Genomic DNA, 20,809 nt, shown 5'->3' with positions numbered 1-20,809 from the left:
ATTTTGATCTCCGTCAGTCAATGATACCGATGGGTTACGGGATCAACGACCCACGCAACGAATGAGGCTGCGCCGCATCGATGTGCACGTCGGCAAACTGGCCGATCAGGGTCGGATTATCGCAACGGAAGTTTACGATTCGGTTGTTTTCGGTACGGCCCTGCAGCTCGCCCGGGTCTTTTTTCGAGTAGTCGGTGACCAGGATGCGCTGGGTGGAACCGACCATTTGTCGGCTGATCTCGAAACCCTGCTGGTTCAAGCGATGTTGCAGGGCATTGAGACGCTCTTTTTTCAGCGCTTCCGGGGTGTCATCCGCCAGGTCGGCGGCCGGGGTGCCGGGGCGCTGGCTGTAGACGAATGAATAAGAGAAGTCGAAACCGACGTCCTCGATCAACTTCATGGTCTGCTCGAAGTCTTTTTCGGTTTCACCGGGGAAGCCGACGATAAAGTCCGAACTGATGCAGATGCCCGGCACCGCCGCGCGCAATTTGCGCAGTTTGGATTTGTATTCCAGGGCGGTGTGGTTGCGCTTCATGGCCGCCAGGATGCGGTCCGAACCCGATTGCACCGGCAGGTGCAGGTGCTTGACCAGTTCCGGCACTTCCGCGTGGGCCTGGATCAGGCTGTCGGAGAACTCCAGCGGGTGCGAGGTGGTGTAGCGAATCCGCTCGATACCGTCCACGGCAGCCACCACGCGGATCAGCTCCGCCAGGTCGGCCAGGCGGCCATCGTCGGTGAGGCCACGGTAACCGTTGACGTTCTGGCCCAGCAGGGTCACTTCGCGCACGCCGTTTTCGGCCAGGTGGATGATTTCCGACAGTACGTCGTCAAACGGCCGACTGACTTCTTCGCCACGGGTGTAAGGCACCACGCAGAAGGTGCAGTACTTGCTGCAGCCTTCCATGACCGACACGTAGGCACTTGGCCCATCGATACGTGGCTCGGGCAAGTGGTCGAATTTTTCGATTTCCGGGAACGACACGTCGACCTGCGGCAGCTTGGTGAAGCGTGCGGCGTCGATCATTTCCGGCAAGCGGTGCAGGGTCTGCGGGCCGAAGACCACGTCGACATAGGGCGCGCGGTCGCGGATCGCGGCGCCTTCCTGGCTGGCCACGCAACCGCCGACGGCGATCACCATGTCCGGGTTGGCCAGTTTCAATTCGCGCCAGCGGCCCAGCTGCGAGTACACACGGTCCTGGGCCCGTTCGCGGATCGAGCAGGTATTGAGCAGGATCACGTCGGCATCTTCGGCGCGGGCGGTGACTTCCAGGGCCTGGTGTTCGCCCAGCAGATCGACCATGCGCGAGCTGTCGTACTCGTTCATCTGGCAACCGTGGGTTTCGATGTAAAGCTTCTTGGCCATGGGGATCGTCAACTGGTGGTAAAGAACCGCGCATTATAGGGGGCATGCCCATTGGTTCCTAGCGTTGTGCATCGGGTGCCATGCTATAGTTCGCGCCCTCTTTTATATCCCCGATGTGTTGTTCGCCCACCATGACCAAACGTGAAGCTCCAATCTACAAGGTGATTTTCCTCAACCAGGGCCAGGTGTTCGAAATGTACGCCAAGCAGATCTATCAGAGCGATCTGTGGGGTTTCCTGGAGGTGGAAGAGTTCGTCTTTGGCGAGCGCACCCAATTGGTCGTCGACCCGGGCGAAGAGAAACTCAAGGCTCAGTTTGAAGGCGTGGTGCGCAGTTTTGTGCCGATGCATTCGATTGTGCGCATCGATGAAGTCGAGCGCCTGGGCACGCCGAAGATCAGCGAGGCACGGGGCACCAGCAATGTGATGCCGTTTCCGATGCCGATGCCTGAGAAGTAGGGCTTCAGACCGCGTCGCGCCCATCGCAGGCAAGCCAGCTCCCACAGTTGGCCGCATTCCTATGCTGGAACTCGATCGAGTGTGGGAGCTGGCTTGCCTGCGATAGCGATAGAAGTGTCTAGATAAATTCAGGGCAGGGGTGAGAAGGGCGAGCGCCCATCGGCACTCTGCAATTCCTGTAGGTAGTTGCGGAAAATCTGGCCCAGTACCTGGGTGGCCACTTCCAACTCATCGCGCTGCATGTGCTCGGCGACTTCGTCGGCAGTGTCCAGTGCGTCTTCGGCGCCGTTGACCGCGGCCATTTTCAGCACGATGTAGGCCTGGACGTTGTTTGCCGGCACGCCTTCGCCTTTGAAGAACATGTTGCCCAGTTCGAATTGCGCCTGGGCGTGGCCCTGCAACGAGGCTTTCTCGAAGTAGCTCAAGGCTTGGTTGAGGTCGCGGGCAGGGTTTTTGCTGTCGTGGAAGTACTCGCCCAACTCGTATTGCGCCTGCGCATCCCCACCATCGGCCTGTTTCTGGCACGCGCTCAGCGCTTCGGCCTGGCTGTCTGGCTGGGTATTGAGGGTGCAACGACCCATCGCTGGGATTAACAACGAGTTGCCGCCTGCTTGTGCATGTGCCAGCAGCGGCTGAAGGAGCAACAGGCAGCCCAGAACCAGGGTGCGGCCGGTGCGTTTCATGGGAATCGACTTACCTCTGACGGGGCACGCGGACCCTCGGGGGATCCAATAAGCGCGCATTATGAAATAAGCAGGCCTCTGCTTACAAAGTCTTTACTCGTTTTTCTGCTGCTTGGGCAAGTTATCTGCCGGATTGCAGGTGATTTCTCGAAAAAACTCGGAAATCTCTGTAAGCAAAGTAGCAAATCAGACACCGTTTGGCCGGTGCCTGATTTTTTCGGCCTTTTATTTCAGTGCGGCGAAGGCGCGTTCGGCGGCGTCGAGGGTCAGTTTCAACTCGGCGTCGCCATGGGCGATCGAGGTGAAGCCGGCTTCGAAAGCGCTTGGTGCCAGGTACACGCCGCCTTCCAGCATCAGGTGGAAGAAGCGTTTGAACAAGTCGGCATCGCTGCCCATCACGTCATCAAAGGTGACAATGTCGTCGGCGCCGCTGAAGTACAGGCCGAACATCCCGCCCGCCTGGGTGGTAACAAACGGGATACCGGCGGCATCGGCACGCTGTTGCAGGCCGTCGAGCAGGCGTGTGGTGTAGTCGGTCAGCTCGGCGTGGAAGCCCGGGCGGCTGATCAGGCGCAGGGTGGTCAGGCCGGCGGCCATGGCCAGCGGGTTACCCGACAAAGTGCCGGCCTGGTACACCGGGCCCAGTGGCGCGATGTGCTGCATGATTTCACGCTTGCCGCCGAAGCAGCCCACTGGCATGCCGCCGCCGATGATCTTGCCGAAAGTGCTCAGGTCCGGCGTGACACCGTAGTGCGCCTGGGCGCCACCGAGGGCGACGCGGAAACCGGTCATCACTTCGTCGAAAATCAGTACCACGCCGTGCTTATCGCATTGCTCGCGCAGGCCTTCGAGAAAGCCCGGCGCTGGCGGTACGCAGTTCATGTTGCCCGCCACCGGCTCAACGATGATGCACGCCACGTCCTGGCCGACTTCGCTGAGCATCTGCTCGACGGCGGCGATGTCGTTGAACGGCAGGGTCAGGGTGTGTTTGGCAAACGCGGCCGGTACGCCGGCCGAGCTCGGTACGCCTTGGGTCAGCGCGCCGGAACCGGCCTTGACCAGCAGGCTGTCGGAATGGCCGTGGTAGCAGCCTTCGAACTTGATGATGCTGTCGCGGCCGGTGAAACCACGGGCCAGGCGGATCGCGCTCATGGTGGCTTCGGTGCCCGAGCTGACCATGCGCACCATCTCCATCGACGGCACGATGCTGCATACCAAATCCGCCATTTCGGTTTCCATGGCGGTCGGCGCACCGTAGGACAGGCCGTGTTCCAGCTGCTTGCGCACCGCGTCCAGCACGTCCGGGTGGCTGTGGCCGAGGATCATCGGGCCCCAGGAACCCACGTAGTCCACATAGCGTTTGTCATCTTCGTCAGTGACGTAGGCGCCTTCGGCATGCTTGAAGAACAACGGCGTGCCGCCGACGCTCTTGAACGCACGCACGGGGGAGTTCACACCGCCGGGGATGTGTTTCTGGGCATTGGCAAACAGCGTTTCGGAACGGGACATGATGGGGCTCTCTAAACTGAAATTTTAAGCAGATCGTTGAACGCGCGCGCGCGGCGCGTGACTTCCTGGGTCGTGTCGGCGCCAAACAGGCCGTGCACCACCGCCAGCAGGTCGGCACCGTGGGCCACCAAGGGTTCGGCGTTCTCAAGGGTAATGCCGCCGATCACACAGATCGGCAAATGCAAGCGCGCGCGGGCCTGGGCCAGCATCTCGACGGTGGCGGCGGGGGCGCCTGGCTTGGTGTTGGAGTTGAAGAAGCGGCCGAAGGCGACATAGCTGGCGCCTTCCTTGGCCGCCTGCTCGGCCAGTTCGATCTGGCTGTGGCAGGTCGAGCCGATGATGGCCTTGGATCCGAGCAGCGCACGGGCCGGGGTCAGTGGGCCGTCGGTCTGCCCCAGGTGCACGCCGACGCCAAGGCGCGCGGCCAATTCAGCGTCGTCGTTGATGATCAACTGGGTCTTGTAGCGCGAGCACAGTTCCCGCAGCTTTTCTGCTTCGCGCAGCCGGCGGGCTTCGTCGTTGCTTTTGTCGCGGTACTGCAGCAGGGTCAGGCCACCGTCCAGCGCCGCTTCGACGTAGGCAAGGAATTTGCCGGCCAACAGTTGGCTGTCGGTAATGGCGTAAAGGCCACGTAGTTTCATCGGGCAGGCCTCTTGGTCTTAAGAGCAGAAATCCAGCGGCAACCGGCGCGGTACAAACTGGCCCTGGCCGAGTTGTTCAGCGTCACGCAGGGTGCGCCAAGTGTAGTCGAGGGCCGATTGCACGGCGCTCACCAGCCCTTCGCCCTGGGCAATCCGACCCGCCAGTGCGCTGGCCAGCGTACAGCCCGAACCGTGATAACTGCCGGGCAGGCGCTGGCAGGTAAAGGTCTGGCGTGTGCCGTCGCGGCTGTAGAGGCGGTTGTGCACTTCGTGCTCGTCGCCGTGGCCACCGGTAATCAACAGGTGCTTGATGTAGGGCAGCAGCTTCTCGGCGCATTCGTCTGCGGTGCCCTCAGGCAGCTCGGCGAGGATGCGTGCCTCGGGCAGGTTCGGCGTGGCGATCAGCGACAGCGGCAACAACCGCTCGCGCATCGCATAGCCGACTTCGTCCTTGCCCAGGCTGCCACCGCCGCCGGCACGCAGCACCGGGTCGCACACCACCGGCAGGTGCGGATGCGCCTGCAGCAGTTCGACCACGGTGTCGACCATCGCGGTGGAACCGAGCATGCCCAGCTTGACCGCCGCCACTTCGGAGTCACCGAGCACGGCATTGGCCTGGGCCAGTACCCATTCGCGGTCGAGCACGCGGAAATCGCTGACGTTGACCGTGTTCTGCACGGTCAGGGCGGTGACGGCCGGAGCCGCATGGCAACCCTGGGCGAGCAGGGCTTCGATATCTGCCTGCAAGCCGGCGCCACCACTGGGATCATGGCCGGAGAGACAGAGGACAACAGGGCGAGAGCTGTAGATATTCATGGTGCGCGAGCTTACCACCAAACGCTTTTGGCGGGGCCGTCTGGCGATGGTTGAATTTTGCCGGGTGGGTGACGATTTTTTGGCGCGTGGCTTAACGTCAAAAAACCTCTGTAAGGCCTGTTCTAGAGCCTTTCAAAAAATTATTTCAATGGTGTCCAATAGCCTTTAGTGGCTATGCTAGAGTGGATCCAAACTACTTACTGTATTGCCGGTGTACGTCTTCTCAAAAGGAATGGGGGGCTTTTTGACATAACCGGACAGGCCACGCTGGGGCTCTATGCGCTATTTGCTGATTTTATTGTTGTGCGGGCTGCCGATGCTCGCCAGCGCCATCGAGTTCACTCAGGACACGCGAAGCCTGCCGTTGGGCCGAGCCATGCAAGTGCTCGAAGACCCGACCGATGCCCTGACCATCGCCGATGTCACATCCCCCACCTACGCCGCACAGTTCAAGACTCACGACAAAGCCACCCTCAATGCCGGTTATTCACACTCGGTGTTCTGGCTTAAAGTCGACCTGCATTACCTGGCCAAAGACCCGCGCTCCCCGCGCACCTGGTTCCTGGAGCTGGCCTACCCGCCGCTGAACCGCCTGGACCTGTACCAGCGCGACACCACCGGCAACTATCGACTCACGGCCCGCACCGGCAGCGCGTTGCCGTTTTCCAGCCGGCAAGTGAGCCAGAGCAATTATTTGTTCAAGCTCAACTTTGTGCCCGACCAACAGCAAACCGTCTACCTGCGCCTCCAGAGCCAAGGCTCGATCCAGGCACCCTTGACGCTCTGGTCCGGCACCGCGTACCTGGAAGAGCAGCCGCTGCGCTTGTACGTGCTGGGAGCGATCTACGGTGTATTGCTGGGGATGTTGATCTACAACCTGTTCATCTACCTGAGCGTGCGTGACACCAGTTACCTGTATTACATCCTTTATATCGCCTCGTTCGGCCTGTACCAGTTGTCGGTCAACGGCGTGGCCGCGGAGTATTTCTGGCCGAACAACCCGTGGTGGACCAACGCCGCGGTGCCGTTCCTGATTGGCTCGGCAGCGCTGTTCGGTAGCCTGTTTGCGCGCAGCTTCCTGCACACCGCCCAACATAGCCGCTGGATCAATCGTCTGTTGCTTGGGCTGGTGGGCTGCGGCGCCGTGGTGATGCTGCTGGCGCTGATGACCAGTTACGCCTTGGCGTTGCGCCTGGCGACTGGCCTGGCGCTGGTGTTTACCGTGACCATCTTCGTGGCCGCTATCAAGGCCTGGTATTGCGGGCAGCGCATGGCGCGTTACTTCATCATCGCCTGGTCGGCGTTCCTGCTGGGCGGGGTCGTCAACACGATGATGGTGCTGGGCTACCTGCCGAATATGTTCCTGACGATGTACGCCAGCCAGATCGGCTCGGCCATCGAAGTGGCCCTGCTGTCCCTGGCCCTGGCGGACCGCATCAACGGCATGCGCGAGCAACAGGCGCAGATCCTCTTCGACGCCAGCCAGAAGCTCGAAGTACTCAACCAGCAACTGGCCCGCAGCAACCGGCTCAAGGATGAATTCCTCGCCACCCTGACCCACGAACTGCGTACCCCCATGAACGGCGTGATCGGCTCCCTCGAACTGATGCAGACCGTGCCTTTGGATGCGGACCTGGCGCAGTACCAGCAAACCGCCGCCGGCTCGGCGCGGGACATGATGCGTATGGTCAACGGCATCCTCACCCTCACCGAGCTGCAGGCCGGACGCCTGAGCGCCCAGCCCCAAGTGTTCAGCCTGCGCGGCGCACTCGACACGCTGCGCCAGCAGTTCAGCGCCAGCGCCCAGAGCAAAGGCCTGGCGTTTTCCATCGACGTGGCGGACGAACTGCCAGACCGCGTGCAAGGTGACGTCAACAAACTGCTGCAATGCCTGGACTGCCTGCTGGATAACGCGTTCAAATTCACCCACGAAGGTTCGGTTCGCCTGCGTGTGGTCGGCGTGCCCCACAGTGACGGTCGCTTGCGCCTGAGCTTTATCGTCACCGACACGGGTATCGGCTTTGCTTTCCTCGATGAAGCGACCCTGTACCAGCGTTTCTTCCAGCTCGATGGTTCCACCACGCGCGAGTACGGCGGCCTGGGAATCGGCCTGGCCATCTGCCGACAACTGATCGAGTTGCTGGGCGGGCGCCTCACCCATCATTCCGAGCCCCGCAAAGGCAGCCGCTTCCAACTGGAAGTGGAAGTCAGCCCGGTGCCGGCCGAGTCCAAGCCTGCGCCCCATCGGCAACGCGCGCCTCAGGAGTGCGCGGTGCTGTTGGTGGATGACAACAGTGTCGGCCAACTGGTCGTGCGCGGCATGCTGCTCAAACTGGGTTACCGGGTGAAAACCGTGGACTGCAGCGCGAATGCCTTGGCTGCCTTGCAGAGTGGGAATTTCGACGCGGTGCTGTTGGATATTCCCGAAGGTGGTTTTTCGTTGTGCTGCCAGATTCGTGCACTGCCTGGCTGCGGTGAGCTGCCGGTGATCGCCTTGAGTACTTCGCTGAATGTGTCGGAGCGCGAGCATTGTCACGGTGTCGGTGTCTCGGACCGCCTGGCCAAACCGGTGCGTTTCGAGGCATTGCAGGCGGTGTTGGAGCGCCGGTTGCTGGGGCCGGTAGAGGGCGAAAGCGCCGGACATTCGGCGGGTATGCCACTTTTTTAAGCCGTATGACGGTGCTTAACTGAAATTCGGGCCTCAACTGAACGTGGCCTTTTTTCAGGAGGCCCGTCATGAACCTGCATCAGTTTGCCGAAACCCACGACGTCACCAACCAGCCGCCGTCCCTGGATGGCACCAACCTGTACCGTATCGATCTGCCTCTGCAGGAATGGTCGCGCCGCTTTGGCGCCGGCTGGGCGCAGGAACGCATCGATGCCTACGGTGCACTGGCCGGCGGGCCGTTGATGGAAGCCGGGTTCCTGGCAAACCAGAACAAACCCGTGTTCAGCAGCCATGACCGCTATGGCCATCGCATCGACCTGGTGGAGTTTCACCCGGCTTACCACGAACTGATGCGCGCTGCCGTCGAACATGGCCTGCCCTCGCTGCCCTGGGCGCACCCGCAGCCCGGTGCCCATGTGGCCCGCGCCGCCATGACCTACTTGCACAGCCAGGCCGAAGCCGGCACCGGATGCCCGCTGACCATGACCTTCGCCTGCGTGCCCGCCCTGCGTTTGCAGCCGGACCTGGCTGACACTTGGCTGCCGAAAATCCTCAACACCCAATATGACCCACGCAACGTCGGCATCGCCCACAAGGCCGGCGCTACGATCGGCATGGCCATGACCGAGAAGCAGGGCGGCACCGACGTGCGCGCCAACACCACCCGCGCCTATCCGGTGGGCGCCGGCGGCCCGGGCCAGGCGTATGAGCTGGTGGGCCACAAGTGGTTCTGCTCGGCGCCGATGTGCGATGCGTTCCTGACCCTGGCCCAGACTGACAAGGGCCTCACCTGTTTCCTGCTGCCCCGGCACCGCCCGGATGACACGCGCAACGAGTTCTATATCCAGCGCCTGAAAAACAAGCTCGGCAACTGCTCCAATGCCTCCAGCGAAGTGGAGTTTCGTGGCGCCCTGGCCTGGATGATCGGCGAAGAGGGCCGTGGTGTGCCGACCATCATCGAGATGGTCGCCATGACCCGCTTCGATTGCATGGTCGGCTCCAGCGCGCTGATGCGTCAGGCGCTGACCCAGGCTAGCCATCATTGTGCCCATCGTTCCGTGGGTGGCCGCGTGCTCAGTGAGCAACCGCTGATGCAAAACGTGCTGGCTGACTTGGCACTGGAAAGCGAATCCGCGCTGGCCCTGAGCCTGCGCATGGGCCGGGCGCTGGATCATCTGGGGGATGAGCAGGAAGCCAAGTTCGCCCGGCTGGTGACGGCGGTGGGCAAGTATTGGATCTGCAAGCGCGCCCCGGCGATGATCAACGAGGCCGCCGAGTGCATGGGCGGTGCCGGGTATGTCGAGGACAGCATCCTGCCGCGTCTGTACCGTGAGGCACCGGTGAACTCGACGTGGGAAGGTTCCGGCAACGTGCAGTGCCTGGACGTGCTGCGGGCGCTGTCCAAAGAGCCGGGTGTGTTGGAGGCACTGTTTGTCGAATTGGGCGATGGGCACGGCGACCGTCTGCTGGCGCGGCATATCGAGCAACTGAAGTCGGCATTTATGGACACCCAGGACATCCAATACCGCGCGCGGCAGCTCACCGAAGACATCGCCGTGGCGTTGCAGGCCAAGTTGCTACTGGAGGCGGGGAATGCGGCGGTGAGCGATGGGTTTATCGCCAGCCGGTTGGGCGACGCGTCCGGTCGGGTGTATGGCACCCTGCCGCGTGGCGTGGACGTGGCGGCGATTGTCGCCAGGTCCACACCTTGTTGATTGCATTCAAAGTTTGCGTCTGACGGGGATACAGGCAAGATAAAGGCCTGCACGTCAGAACACAGGATGCTTACCGTGACCGAAGCTTTTGTTGTCGTTCAAACCGCTGAAGAAGCCGTGGACCGGCTGGCGGCCCTGCATGAGCGTGCCACGGGCGCGCTCAATCAAGCCCTCAAGCAATACCTCAAAGACCGCGTCGAGCCCGACGCCGAACAACGTGCGCTGTTTCGCTACCCGGAACTGCGCCTGACCTACCACTGCCACGGCGAAGTCCCACAGACTACCCGGGCGTATGCCAAGGTCCAGTTGCCGGGGACCTACAGCGTCACCGTCACCCATCCTGCGGCGTTCCGTAAATACCTGCTGGAGCAGTTGGTGCCGCTGATGCACGACTTCACCGTGACGGTGGAAGTCGGTGTGAGCCAGCAAAACATCCCGTACCCCTACGTGGTGGAGCAGGGCGATGAGCTGGCCGGTTCGGGTGTAACTGCCGCGACCCTGGCCCGTGTGTTCCCCAGCACCGACCTGTCGGCGGCCACCGACGGCATCGCCGATGGCCTGTACGACTGGGAAAACACCGACCCGCTGCCCCTGGCGCTGTTCGATGCGGCGCGCGTGGACTTTTCCCTGCGTCGCCTGGTGCACTACACCGGCAGCGACTGGCGCCATGTGCAGCCGTGGATCCTGCTGACCAACTACCACCGTTATGTCGACCAGTTCATCCTGCATGGCCTGGAACAACTGCGCAGCGACCCGCGCTTTATCCGCATGGTGTTGCCGGGCAACGTGGTGATCGACAAAGCGATGGACCACGGTGAAGCCTCCGCGATTGCTGCCGGGGTGGTGTGGCACCGTTATCAGATGCCGGCTTATCACTTGCAAGCCACTGACGGCCACGGCGTGACCTTGGTCAACATTGGCGTCGGCCCGTCCAACGCGAAGAACATCACCGACCACCTGGCCGTGCTGCGTCCGCATTGCTGGCTGATGATCGGCCACTGCGGCGGCCTGCGCCAATCCCAGACCATCGGCGACTACGTACTGGCGCACGCCTATATGCGCCGCGACGGGATTCTCGACCGCGTGGTGCCGCCGAACATCCCGATCCCGGCGCTGGCCGAAGTGCAGCTGGCGCTGCAGCAGGCAGCCGCCAACGTCACTGGCGAAAAAGGCGAAGAGCTGAAAAAACGCCTGCGCACCGGCACCGTGCTGACCTATGACGACCGCAACTGGGAACTGCGCTGGGCCCAGGAACGCCCGCTGATCAATCTGTCCCGCGCGGTGGCCGTGGACATGGAAAGCGGCACCATCGCCGCCCAGGGGTATCGCCTGCGGGTGCCGTACGGCACTTTGCTGTGTGTGTCGGACAAACCGCTGCACAGCGAAATCAAGCTGCCAGGCTCCGCCAACGCGTTCTATGAGCGTGCGGTGAGCCAGCACTTGAAGATCGGCATCGAAGCGGTGGATTTGCTGCGCACCGAACTCAACTCGCTGCACTCGCGCAAGCTGCGCAGCTTCGACGAGCCGCCGTTCCGCTAAGCGGTTGGGATGGTCATTTAACGGTCAGGCCACTAGCATTGTCGGTCCTGACCGTTAGATGTTCCTTTGCCATGTCCCGTCCCACCCGTCCCGATTCGCGCCGCCCTGGTGTGAAACCCCCGTATTCCGCTGCGCGGCGTGTCGCCAAGGCACCGCCTGCCGAGCCGAAGCTGATCCTGTTCAATAAACCATTCGACGTACTGACCCAGTTCAGCGACGAAGGTGGGCGTGCGACGCTCAAGGATTTCATCGACATCCCCGGCATCTACCCGGCGGGCCGTCTGGACCGTGACAGCGAAGGCCTTTTGCTGCTGACCAATGACGGCCAGCTGCAGGCGCGGATTGCCGACCCCAAGCACAAGCTGGCGAAAACCTACTGGGTGCAGGTCGAAGGCGAGCCGACCGAAGAGCAGCTGCAATGCTTGCGCGAGGGCGTGGAGCTTAACGACGGCAAGACCTTGCCCGCCGAAGCGCGGCCGTTGGATGAGCCCGAGTTGTGGCCGCGCAACCCGCCTGTGCGGTTTCGCAAAAGCGTCCCGACGCACTGGCTGGAGCTGGTCATTCGTGAAGGGCGCAACCGCCAGGTACGGCGCATGACCGCCGCCGTGGGGTTGCCCACGTTGCGGCTGGTGCGCGTGCGGATTGGCGATTGGACAATCGATGGCCTGGATCAAGGCCAGTGGAAGGAAGTGCCAGCGCGCTTATAACGCGCCGGACTCGATCAGGCCGATCACCACGCTCTTGATGATGAACGCGGCCACGCCCAGGCCCAGCACGAAGAACAGGATGAACGAGCCAAAGCGCCCGGCTTTGGACTTCTTTGCCAGGTCCCAGACGATAAAGCCCATGAAAATGATCAGGACAGTGACCAGGCCGGTCATCATCCATTCTTCAAAGAGGGCGGGGTCGATGTTGTTCATGGCGAATTTTCCGACAAAGGCAGGCGGGCAGTATAAGGCAGCGTCTGAGGCGCAACATTGACCTGAGTCGGCGCGGTCAATATGGGAGCTGGCTTGCCTGCGATAGCATCACCTCGGTTTGCTGACACACCGAGTTGCCTGCATCGCAGGCAAGCCAGCTCCCACATTGTTGAGTGGTGATCTCAGGTTCTTAGGTGAGTCAGCGGCAACTCGGTGCTGTTGAGTACCTGGTTCAGCACAAAGCTGGAACGCACGCTGGTCACGCCTTCAATGCGGGTCAGGTGGCCCAGCAGCAGTTTCTGGTAGTGATCCATGTCTGGCACCACCACTTTCAACTGATAGTCAGCATCCATCCCCGTCACCAGGCTGCATTCCAGCACTTGGGGCAGCGTGCGGATGGCCGCTTCGAAGTTCTCGAAACGCTCGGGGGTGTGGCGGTCCATGCCGATCAGCACATAGGCCGTGAGGCTCAGGCCGAGCATCTTGCGGTCGAGCAAGGCGACCTGGCGCGCGATGTAGCCGTCGTCTTCCAGCTGCTTGACGCGGCGCGAGCACGGCGATGGCGACAAGCCGATGCGTTCGGCCAACTCTTGGTTGGAGATCCTCGCGTCGCGCTGCAATTCCGCCAAAATACTCAGGTCGTATCGGTCAAGCTTGCTCATTGGGTTGGCCTTTGTCGTAACTATTGCGGTGAATTATCCATGAAGGGTTAAAAATTGCGCAAGCACTGTTTATTGACGCAATCTTCGCAATCATCTGTCGGGCGCTGGCGGGTATCTTTATCAACAGAATCACCGCCTGGACAACAGTCCACTTGCAGCGAGCCCAATCAGGCCCGCAGCGGCCGCCACCCCAGCAGGGTTGAGCCGGCCTCCAGGCTGCACACTGTCCACAAGACGGCGTGAGGTGAGCCAACGTCAAAAGCGTTGAGCCAGGACGAAGTTCTCAAGGGGTGGCCGACGGGTCACCCCTTTTCTTTTGCCTGCTGATAACCTGTGCGAGAACCGGGCCTCGCTTTTCCAGTCTCATGGACAGGCCCTAATCCGCAGTGAGGAATAGCATGAAGCGCATCTGGCGTTTGGCAGGTGTAGGTTTGCTGATGGTCACCGTTGGCGCCCAGGCAGTGGCCGACGAGCGTGAAAATGCGCCGCGCGGTGAAGGCGGTGGTCAGCATGAACGAGGGCCGGAGGGCGGACGGCCAGGGGGAAGTGAACAGCCCCGCCCGCAGAACAACCCACCGCGTCCGCAGAATAACCAGCCAAGGCCGGAAAACAATCAGCCGCGCCCACAGAACCAACACTTCGATCGCGGAGGCCAGAACGGGGGTGGCCAATGGCAGGGGCGTCCCCAGGGTAATGAGCAGGGGCGACCGGTGCAGCCACCGCAACCACAGCCGTCTAACAACCTGCCGATCCAGAGTCGCCCCGACACCGTGCGCCAGACCCAGGAACCGCGCCAGGGCTATTACCGTGACATCCCGCGACGCAACGACGGCAACCAGCATTGGGAAGCCGGCGGCCCAGGCTCTCGGCCCGGTAACAATGGCGGCGGGTTCAACAATGGCCATCCCGGCGACAACCGCTGGCCAGGCCGCCCCGACGGCCATGGCAATGGTTGGGGCCCGGGCCCGCAACATCGTCCGGGTTACGTGATCGACCGTTTCCCCGACCGCAATTACCGCGTGCCTTACCGTGGCCAGGATTACTTCTACTCCGGCGGCTACTGGTACCGTCCGCAAGGGCCGCGCTACGTGGTGGTGACGCCGCCGTACGGCATCCGCGTGCATTACCTGCCGGACTACGCGCGTGAAGTGTGGATAGGCAGTGCGCTGTTCTTCCTCGCGGCGGGCTCCTACTACACCTACGAAAGCAGCTCCCAGCAGTACGTGGTGGTGCAACCGCCGGCCGCCGTACCGGCACCGCAGCCCGCGCCGCAAGGCAATGGCTATGACGTGGTGGCGTATCCCGCCAACGGCCAGTCACCGGCACAGGTGCAGCAGGACGGCTACGACTGTTATCGCTGGGCTGTGCAGCAAAGCGGTTTCGACCCGCAGCAAGTCACCTACGCCCCCGACCCGGCGGTGGTGCAAACCTACCGTCAGGCTCAGGGCAACTGCCTGAGCAGTCGCGGTTATCAGGTGCAGTACTAGGTTTTGTTGCCTGTGACCACTTCCCGCGGGTCGGCGTGCACCAGCACTTCGGCGCGCGGGTAGGCCTTGTGGATGGCATCGGCGGCCTGGTCGCTGATGCCGTGGGCCACTGACAGCGTCAATTCCCCTGGCAATTCCAAATGCAGCTGCACAAACCAGTGGCTGCCGGAAATCCGCGTGCGCAAATCATGCGCACCCAACACCCCCGGTACACCACGCGCCAGCTCCAGCATGTGCTGGCTGACGTCTGGCGGCAGCTCTTCATCCATCAACACCGCAAAGCTTTCCCGGGCGATCTGGATCGCGCTCCACAAAATGTAGGCGGCGATACCCAGGCCGAACCAGGCGTCGACTTGGTGAAAGCCCATGCCCGCCAGCACCAGCGCCACGAGGATGCTGCCGTTGAGCATCAAGTCCGAGCGGTAGTGCAGTGAATCGGCGCGCACGGCATTGGAGCCGGTTTCGCGGATCACCCGGTGTTGCAGCATCAACAAGGCCACGGTCAACACCAGGGAAAAGATGATCACGCCGATGCTCAACCACGGCGCGCCCACCGGTTCCGGATGTTGCAGGCGCTCGTAGGCCTGGAGCGCGATCAACACCGCACTGCCGCCGATGAACAGCGCCTGGGCCATGCCCGACAGCGACTCCGCCTTGCCATGTCCATAGCGGTGATCGTCATCGGCGGGGCGCAGGGCGTAATGCACGGCGACGAGGTTCAGCAGTGAAGTCACGCCGTCCAGCAGGGAGTCGGTCAAGCCGGCGAGCATGCTCACCGAGCCACTGAACCACCAGGCGATGGCTTTGGTGACAATCAGCACACAGGCCACGCCCACCGACGCGCGGGTGGCCAGGCGCAAGAGCCTGGCGTGTTCGGGGCTGCTGGTCATAGGCGGGTCGAATCCTTAAGCGGCGGGTTGCAGGCCCAGGGTGGCGAGTTGTTGCACGCTGCCTTTGAACTGGATCATGCGCGGGTCGTCGAGCGGCAGGCTGCGGCCGGTTTCTTTCAGGATGATGCTTTGCAGCTTGGCATTGTCGACCTGGCCGTCGGCGCCGATGGCTTCGTGGAGTTTTTGCGGGTCGACCTGGGCGGTCTTGCCCGGCTCGAAGTAGATCGCGCCGGTGGCGAAGTCCACGCCGAAGGCAATCAGGCCGGGGATGACGTAGAACAGCAGGCCGATGGCGTCGAGCACAGCGATGGTCGGGTCGATCTTGCCGTCGATCTGGCCACGGCGGTCCGGGTAGAAGATCGAACCGCAGGCCGTCAGTTGGCTCAGCAGGGTGACGGCGAGGACACCGCCAATGACACGGGAAGCGATACGCATAACATTCTCCTGAACACGATTTAAAGAGGACTATAAGCCAGATCAGCTGAACAACGCCGGTCCAACGTGGGAGCTGGCTTGCCTGCGAAAGCGGTGGAGCAGCCAGCAGTGCATTGGCTGACACGCCGCTATCGCAGGCAAGCCAGCTCCCTCCCTTGATTGCATTCACAATTGATGAGGGTGGCGTTTCTGAGACCATCGTCGGCACTTGGCAGTTCGCCGTTATACTCGCCGCTCTGCTTTGGAGCCAGTATGAATTCGTTGCCGATTGATGAAGTTTTACCCGCCCTGCGTGACGCCTTGGCGATTCGCCATGAAGCCGTTCTGGAAGCGCCCCCCGGCGCCGGTAAAACCACCCGTGTACCCTTGGCGTTGTTGAACGAGCCATGGCTGGCCGGGCAGACCATCCTGATGCTCGAACCGCGCCGTCTGGCAGCCCGGGCGGCGGCCGAACGCTTGGCGAGTGAGTTGGGCGAGAAGGTCGGAGAAACCGTCGGCTATCGCATTCGCCTCGACAGCAAAGTCGGCCCCAACACCCGTATCGAAGTGGTCACCGAAGGCATCCTCACCCGCCGTCTGCAAGACGACCCGGCGCTGGACGGCGTGGGCTTGCTGATCTTCGACGAGTTCCACGAACGCAGCCTCGACGCCGACCTGGCGCTGGCCCTGAGCCTGAACGGCCGCGAGCTGTTTCGCGATGAGCAGCCGCTGAAAATCCTGCTGATGTCCGCCACCCTCGAAGGCGAGCGCCTGGCCAGCCTGCTGGATGACGCGCCGATCCTGCGCAGCGAAGGGCGCATGTTCCCGGTGCAGATGCGCTGGGGCCGGCCTTACCAGCCCGGTGAATTCATCGAGCCGCGTGTGGTGCAAACCATCCTTGAGGCCCTGCATGACGAAACCGGCAGCGTGCTGGTGTTCTTGCCGGGGCAGGCGGAGATTCGCCGGGTCAACCAGCAATTGGCCGAGGCCTTGGGCGATCGCAGTGATGTGCTGCTGTGCCCGCTGCATGGCGAGCTGGACCTTGCCGCCCAGCGCGCCGCCATCGACCCGGCGCCCGCAGGTACACGCAAAGTGGTGCTGGCGACCAACATCGCCGAGACCAGTCTTACTATCAACGGCGTGCGCGTAGTGATCGACGCCGGGTTGGCGCGGGTGCCACGTTTCGACCCGGGCAGCGGCATGACCCGTCTCGACACCCAACGCATTTCCCGCGCCAGCGCCACTCAGCGCGCCGGTCGGGCAGGGCGGCTGGAGCCGGGCGTTTGCTATCGCTTGTGGTCCGAGGACCAGCATGAAGGCCTGGCCGCCTACGGCAGTGCGGAAATCCTTGCGGCCGACCTGGCCGGCTTGGCGCTGCAGTTGGCGCGCTGGGGCGTTACGCCCACGCAGCTGGTGTGGCTGGACGTGCCGCCCACCGCCGCGTATGCCCAAGCCCAGGATCTGCTCGTGCGCCTCGGCGCATTGGACGGCGACAAACTGACCGCCCACGGGCAGAAAATGGCCGAACTGCCGGCCCATCCGCGTATCGCCCACCTGCTGTTGCGCGGGCAGGACCTGGGGTTGGCTGCCACCGCCTGCGATGTCGCGGCCCTGCTGGGCGAGCGCGATATCCTGCGCGGCGGCGGCGCGGATTTGCACAGTCGCCTGGCGCTGTTGTCCGGCGAAGCACGTGCGCGTGGCACCCAAGGCGGGGTGCAGCGGGCCAAGCAACTGGCGCGACAGTATCGCGGCTACTTGAGAGGCCAGGCCACGCAACCGGTGGCCGACCCCGACCACTCGCGCTGGCTCGGCGCCTTGCTCGCCCTGGCTTACCCGGACCGTGTCGCTCAACAGCGTCGCGCCGGCGGCGCTGAATACCGCCTGGCCAACGGCCGCGCGGCGCTGTTCGCCGAAGCCGACAGTCTGATGAAACAGCCTTGGTTGGTCATCGCCGATCTGGGCAGCCGCCAGGGCCAGCGTGAGGAACGCATCTACCTGGCGGCGGACTTTGATCCGGCGCTGTTCGACACGGTGCTCGCCGAACAAGTGCGCAACGTCGACCAGCTGGATTGGGACGAACGCGAAGGCGTACTGCGCGCCGAGCGCCAGCGCAAAGTCGGCGAGCTGGTACTGAGCCGCGAACCCCTGACCGGCCTGGACGAGTCCGCGCGCAGCCAGGCGCTGGTCAACCTGGTGCGCCGCAAAGGCCTCGAGCTACTGCCGTGGACGCCCGAGCTGCGCCAATGGCAGGCGCGGGTCATGCTGCTGCGGCAGCTCGATGCTGGCAAAACCAGCGAGTGGCCCGATATCAGCGACAAGGCGTTGCTCGCCAGCCTTGAACATTGGCTGATGCCTTACCTGGGCAAAGTCTCGCGCTTGAGCCATTTCGCCAACCTGGACATTTCCAGCTTCCTGCACAACCTGCTGCCCTGGCCGCTGCCCCAGCGCCTGGACGAACTGGCGCCACAGCATGTGAAAGTGCCCTCGGGCTCGTCGGTGCGCCTGGACTACAGCGAACAGCCGCCGATCTTGGCGGTGCGCCTGCAAGAACTGTTCGGGCTGGCCGACACCCCGCGCATTGCCGGCGGGCGCCAGGTGGTGAAGCTGCACCTGCTGTCCCCGGCACGCCGGCCGGTGCAAGTGACCCAGGACTTGGCGAACTTCTGGCGCAGTACCTACGCCGAAGTAAAAAAGGATTTGAAAGGGCGATACCCCAAGCATTACTGGCCGGATGATCCGCTGGTGGCCGAGGCAACCGCGCGAATCAAACCGCGTAAATAATCAGCGCCCACAGGATGTGCCTTTATTCATTACGCGGCATCACAAATGATGTTCCCGCCGCCGCATTTATCCGCCCAAGGCAACATTCTAAAGTCTCCACACTTGCCGCCTCATCATGTCGATGAGGGGCGAAGTGGAGACTTTTCCATGCCTTTCATCAGCGTCCGTATTACCCGTGATGGCGTCACCCAAGAGCAGAAAGCCCAGGTCATCGCCGAAATAACCAACACCATGCAAACCGTGCTCAATAAGGACCCGCACCTTACTCACATCGTCATCGAAGAGGTGGATACGGATAACTGGGGCTACGCGGGAATCACCACCACCGAGTACCGAAAAAGAGTCGAATAAACGCGCACAGCCCGTGCTCCCATGGCAGGGATTATTGTGCGGCGGGCAGCAGGAAGCGAGCGATCACCGGCAGGTGGTTGGAAATGCGCAACGTGTCCTCCTGCCGCACTTTCGCCTCCACCCGCTTGATTCGCGGGCTGTAGAACAGGTAATCGAGCGTGCGGTCCGGCCCGTCGACGCTCGGGTCGTTGGGGAAGTGGGTCAGCCACTTCTCACGGTCAATCCCGCTGGATTGGCTGTTGCTCGGGATCATCGGGTATTTGTCCCACAGCAAATGCAGCTCGCTGTCCGGCGAATATTGCCCACGCTTGCCGGCGTCCAGCCGCAGGAATTGGCCCAGGGGCAGCAGGTTGAAGTCGCCGCCGATCAGCCAGGGTGTGCCGCGCCCTTCGAATTTATCCAGCAGCTTGACCGTGGTCTGGACCTGCTCCTGCACCGCGCTGCGCCCAGGGGCGTCACCGTCCAGGCGGGTGTTGAGCACGGCCAGTTGGCCACCGTCGCTCAGCGGCAGGTAGGTCAACAGCAAGGCCGGCTTGGGTTGGAACTGGCGGCTGATGAAGTTCGCCTCGGGGGCCGGCAATTGCAGGCGCTCGGCGTGTTCGATCTGGTAACGGCTGAGGGTCGCCAATTTACGGCCGACGCTGCCGAAGATATGCCGGTCGGGCACGAAGTCGGCTTTCCAGTCGAAGGCCTGGGCACTGCAGGGGTAGAGGTCGACCAGGCGCTCTTGCAACAGGGCAAGCTGGTCTTGGTAATGGGAGGGCTTGGCGTTTTCGTCGAGTTCCTGCAGCAGCAGGATGTCGGGTTGTTCGTCACGGATCACCCGCGCCACTTCGTCGAGGCTGGCGGCCATGTCTTCCACGGTCGGGCGGTCGTCCGGGCCACTGCCGTCGGCGGTGTCGTACCAGAACACGTAGTTCTTGCCGGCGAGGTACTGCACGTTCCAGGTCATGACCTTGAGCGCCTGCCCCGGCAGCAGCGTGGGCGCACGGGGCGCGACACAACTCACCGGCAGGGTTTGCTTCGCCTCGGGGCGCCAGGTCAGGCTGTAGATCAGGGCGGCGAGCAGGCCTGCAATGATCAGCAGGCCCAGCAGGGTTATGCGCAATAAACGGGTCATCGGCTCGGCTTATAGCGTTTCAGGAGTGGCACGGAGCATATCACCGCGCGTCGGCATCGCCACCGATCAGCATGAATAACCGGAACAGCACCACGCTGGTAAACAGTTGCAGGAAGCTGTGGGCACTGTCCAGAAACAGGCCCAGCAGCGGCGCAGGCGTGGGGTAGGCCGCAACGCTGGCGCCCTTGAGCAGCCACAGTGGCGTCATCACGCACAGCAGGCACACCAGGATCAGCCAGAAATGCCCACGGCTCAGGCGGAAGCTTTCCTTCATCGCCTCCAGCGCCGGCATGCCGCGCAGCACCAGCAGGTACTCGGCAAAGGCCAGCACCACCATCAGCCACAGGCCCGGCAGGAAATACAGCGACAGCCCCAGCAGGATCAGCAGCGTGCTCATGGCCGTCAGCAGGGCGAAGCGCGGCCACAGGGTCAGGGCCATGGCCCATACATCCTTGGTAGTCGGTGACTCGCCACGGGTGCGGGCATCCAGAAACAGGATCAACGCGCCGGTGTACAGCGGGTACACCAGCAACCCCACCACCACGCTGTAGCCAGGGAATGCATCCGGGCCCACCACGTGGTTGAGCACCTGTTGCAGCAGGGCTTCGAAAATCACCAACGGCAAACACAGCTGGACGATAGCGCCCAGGTTGCGTTGGGTGAAACGGAAGGAGTCGCGCAGCACGTCTAACGGATTCATCGAGTTCATCGCAGGCCTGAAAGCAAGGGCAACACTTTAACCGATCATCACGGGCGGTAAGCAAACGTAAACCTTGAGTAAAGACCATTGAA

General features: G+C 62.6%; 19 protein-coding genes. 8 read left to right on the top strand and 11 right to left on the bottom strand.

Features of this window, described 5'->3' with window-relative positions:
• Positions 1-34 precede the first annotated feature (34 nt).
• Complete coding sequence (gene miaB, locus KUA23_RS26405; protein WP_100492092.1) at positions 35-1,363, bottom strand: tRNA (N6-isopentenyl adenosine(37)-C2)-methylthiotransferase MiaB; 1,329 nt, start codon at positions 1,361-1,363, stop codon at positions 35-37.
• Positions 1,364-1,494: 131 nt separating this feature from the next.
• On the opposite strand from miaB, the gene KUA23_RS26400 reads away from it, so the two are divergent.
• A complete protein-coding gene (locus tag KUA23_RS26400; RefSeq protein ID WP_003194436.1) occupies positions 1,495-1,821 on the top strand; it encodes a DUF1820 family protein in 327 nt (108 codons plus the stop codon).
• Positions 1,822-1,949: 128 nt separating this feature from the next.
• On the opposite strand, the gene KUA23_RS26395 is transcribed toward KUA23_RS26400, so the two are convergent.
• The 4 genes from KUA23_RS26395 to KUA23_RS26380 form a co-directional block, all read right to left on the bottom strand.
• Positions 1,950-2,504 (bottom strand): tetratricopeptide repeat protein, encoded by a 555-nt coding sequence (locus KUA23_RS26395; RefSeq protein WP_252993103.1) that lies wholly within the window; start codon positions 2,502-2,504, stop codon positions 1,950-1,952.
• A 225-nt stretch (positions 2,505-2,729) separates the two neighbouring features.
• The gene (hemL, locus tag KUA23_RS26390; RefSeq protein ID WP_078050318.1) at positions 2,730-4,013 is read right to left on the bottom strand and encodes a glutamate-1-semialdehyde 2,1-aminomutase; all 1,284 of its coding nucleotides are present in this window, start codon (positions 4,011-4,013) and stop codon (positions 2,730-2,732) included.
• A gap of 11 nt (positions 4,014-4,024) precedes the next feature.
• Positions 4,025-4,654 (bottom strand): thiamine phosphate synthase, encoded by a 630-nt coding sequence (thiE, locus tag KUA23_RS26385; RefSeq protein ID WP_078050317.1) that lies wholly within the window; start codon positions 4,652-4,654, stop codon positions 4,025-4,027.
• An 18-nt stretch (positions 4,655-4,672) separates the two neighbouring features.
• Positions 4,673-5,470 (bottom strand): hydroxymethylpyrimidine/phosphomethylpyrimidine kinase, encoded by a 798-nt coding sequence (locus tag KUA23_RS26380; protein ID WP_252993102.1) that lies wholly within the window; start codon positions 5,468-5,470, stop codon positions 4,673-4,675.
• 277 nt (positions 5,471-5,747) lie between these two features.
• On the opposite strand from KUA23_RS26380, the gene KUA23_RS26375 reads away from it, so the two are divergent.
• The 4 genes from KUA23_RS26375 (at position 5,748) to KUA23_RS26360 (ending at position 12,099) form a co-directional block, all read left to right on the top strand.
• Positions 5,748-8,138 (top strand): hybrid sensor histidine kinase/response regulator, encoded by a 2,391-nt coding sequence (locus KUA23_RS26375; protein ID WP_252993101.1) that lies wholly within the window; start codon positions 5,748-5,750, stop codon positions 8,136-8,138.
• Positions 8,139-8,206: 68 nt separating this feature from the next.
• Positions 8,207-9,853: an acyl-CoA dehydrogenase family protein gene (locus tag KUA23_RS26370; protein WP_078050315.1), complete on the top strand. Its 1,647-nt coding sequence runs from the start codon at positions 8,207-8,209 to the stop codon at positions 9,851-9,853.
• A gap of 66 nt (positions 9,854-9,919) precedes the next feature.
• Positions 9,920-11,392, top strand: a complete 1,473-nt coding sequence (gene amn, locus KUA23_RS26365; protein WP_161634128.1) for an AMP nucleosidase — start codon at positions 9,920-9,922, stop codon at positions 11,390-11,392.
• A gap of 71 nt (positions 11,393-11,463) precedes the next feature.
• The gene (locus tag KUA23_RS26360) at positions 11,464-12,099 is read left to right on the top strand and encodes a pseudouridine synthase (RefSeq protein WP_252993100.1); all 636 of its coding nucleotides are present in this window, start codon (positions 11,464-11,466) and stop codon (positions 12,097-12,099) included.
• On the opposite strand, the gene KUA23_RS26355 is transcribed toward KUA23_RS26360, so the two are convergent.
• Together KUA23_RS26355 and KUA23_RS26350 are read right to left on the bottom strand one after the other, a co-directional pair.
• Entirely contained in the window at positions 12,094-12,303 is a 210-nt protein-coding gene (locus tag KUA23_RS26355; protein ID WP_032884769.1) for a DUF2788 domain-containing protein, read from the bottom strand. The genes KUA23_RS26360 and KUA23_RS26355 overlap by 6 nt on opposite strands.
• A gap of 191 nt (positions 12,304-12,494) precedes the next feature.
• Positions 12,495-12,974, bottom strand: coding sequence for an Lrp/AsnC family transcriptional regulator (locus tag KUA23_RS26350; protein WP_003194418.1), 480 nt, complete (start codon positions 12,972-12,974; stop codon positions 12,495-12,497).
• Positions 12,975-13,372: 398 nt separating this feature from the next.
• On the opposite strand from KUA23_RS26350, the gene KUA23_RS26345 reads away from it, so the two are divergent.
• On the top strand, positions 13,373-14,461 hold the full coding sequence (locus KUA23_RS26345; RefSeq protein WP_099491064.1) for a DUF6515 family protein: 1,089 nt from the start codon (positions 13,373-13,375) through the stop codon (positions 14,459-14,461).
• Here the strand turns inward: KUA23_RS26345 and KUA23_RS26340 are convergent.
• Positions 14,458-15,351 carry a cation diffusion facilitator family transporter gene (locus tag KUA23_RS26340; RefSeq protein WP_252993099.1) on the bottom strand — a complete coding sequence of 298 codons (894 nt, stop codon included), beginning with the start codon at positions 15,349-15,351 and terminating at the stop codon, positions 14,458-14,460. The genes KUA23_RS26345 and KUA23_RS26340 overlap by 4 nt on opposite strands.
• Before the next feature lie 15 nt (positions 15,352-15,366).
• Positions 15,367-15,786 carry a polyribonucleotide nucleotidyltransferase gene (locus KUA23_RS26335; RefSeq protein ID WP_078050311.1) on the bottom strand — a complete coding sequence of 140 codons (420 nt, stop codon included), beginning with the start codon at positions 15,784-15,786 and terminating at the stop codon, positions 15,367-15,369.
• A gap of 252 nt (positions 15,787-16,038) precedes the next feature.
• Between KUA23_RS26335 and hrpB the strand changes: the two genes are divergently transcribed.
• On the top strand, positions 16,039-18,546 hold the full coding sequence (gene hrpB, locus KUA23_RS26330) for an ATP-dependent helicase HrpB (protein ID WP_252993098.1): 2,508 nt from the start codon (positions 16,039-16,041) through the stop codon (positions 18,544-18,546).
• A gap of 147 nt (positions 18,547-18,693) precedes the next feature.
• Entirely contained in the window at positions 18,694-18,897 is a 204-nt protein-coding gene (locus KUA23_RS26325) for a tautomerase family protein (protein WP_078050309.1), read from the top strand.
• A gap of 31 nt (positions 18,898-18,928) precedes the next feature.
• Here the strand turns inward: KUA23_RS26325 and KUA23_RS26320 are convergent, their stop codons facing one another.
• Together KUA23_RS26320 and KUA23_RS26315 are read right to left on the bottom strand one after the other, a co-directional pair.
• A complete protein-coding gene (locus KUA23_RS26320; RefSeq protein WP_252993097.1) occupies positions 18,929-20,017 on the bottom strand; it encodes an endonuclease/exonuclease/phosphatase family protein in 1,089 nt (362 codons plus the stop codon).
• Between the two features lie 40 nt (positions 20,018-20,057).
• A complete protein-coding gene (locus tag KUA23_RS26315; RefSeq protein ID WP_078050307.1) occupies positions 20,058-20,717 on the bottom strand; it encodes a YciC family protein in 660 nt (219 codons plus the stop codon).
• Positions 20,718-20,809 lie beyond the last annotated feature (92 nt).

Source organism: Pseudomonas pergaminensis (assembly GCF_024112395.2).
Taxonomy (GTDB): Bacteria; Pseudomonadota; Gammaproteobacteria; order Pseudomonadales; family Pseudomonadaceae; genus Aquipseudomonas; species Aquipseudomonas pergaminensis.
This window is presented reverse-complemented; position numbering and strand designations above follow the sequence as displayed.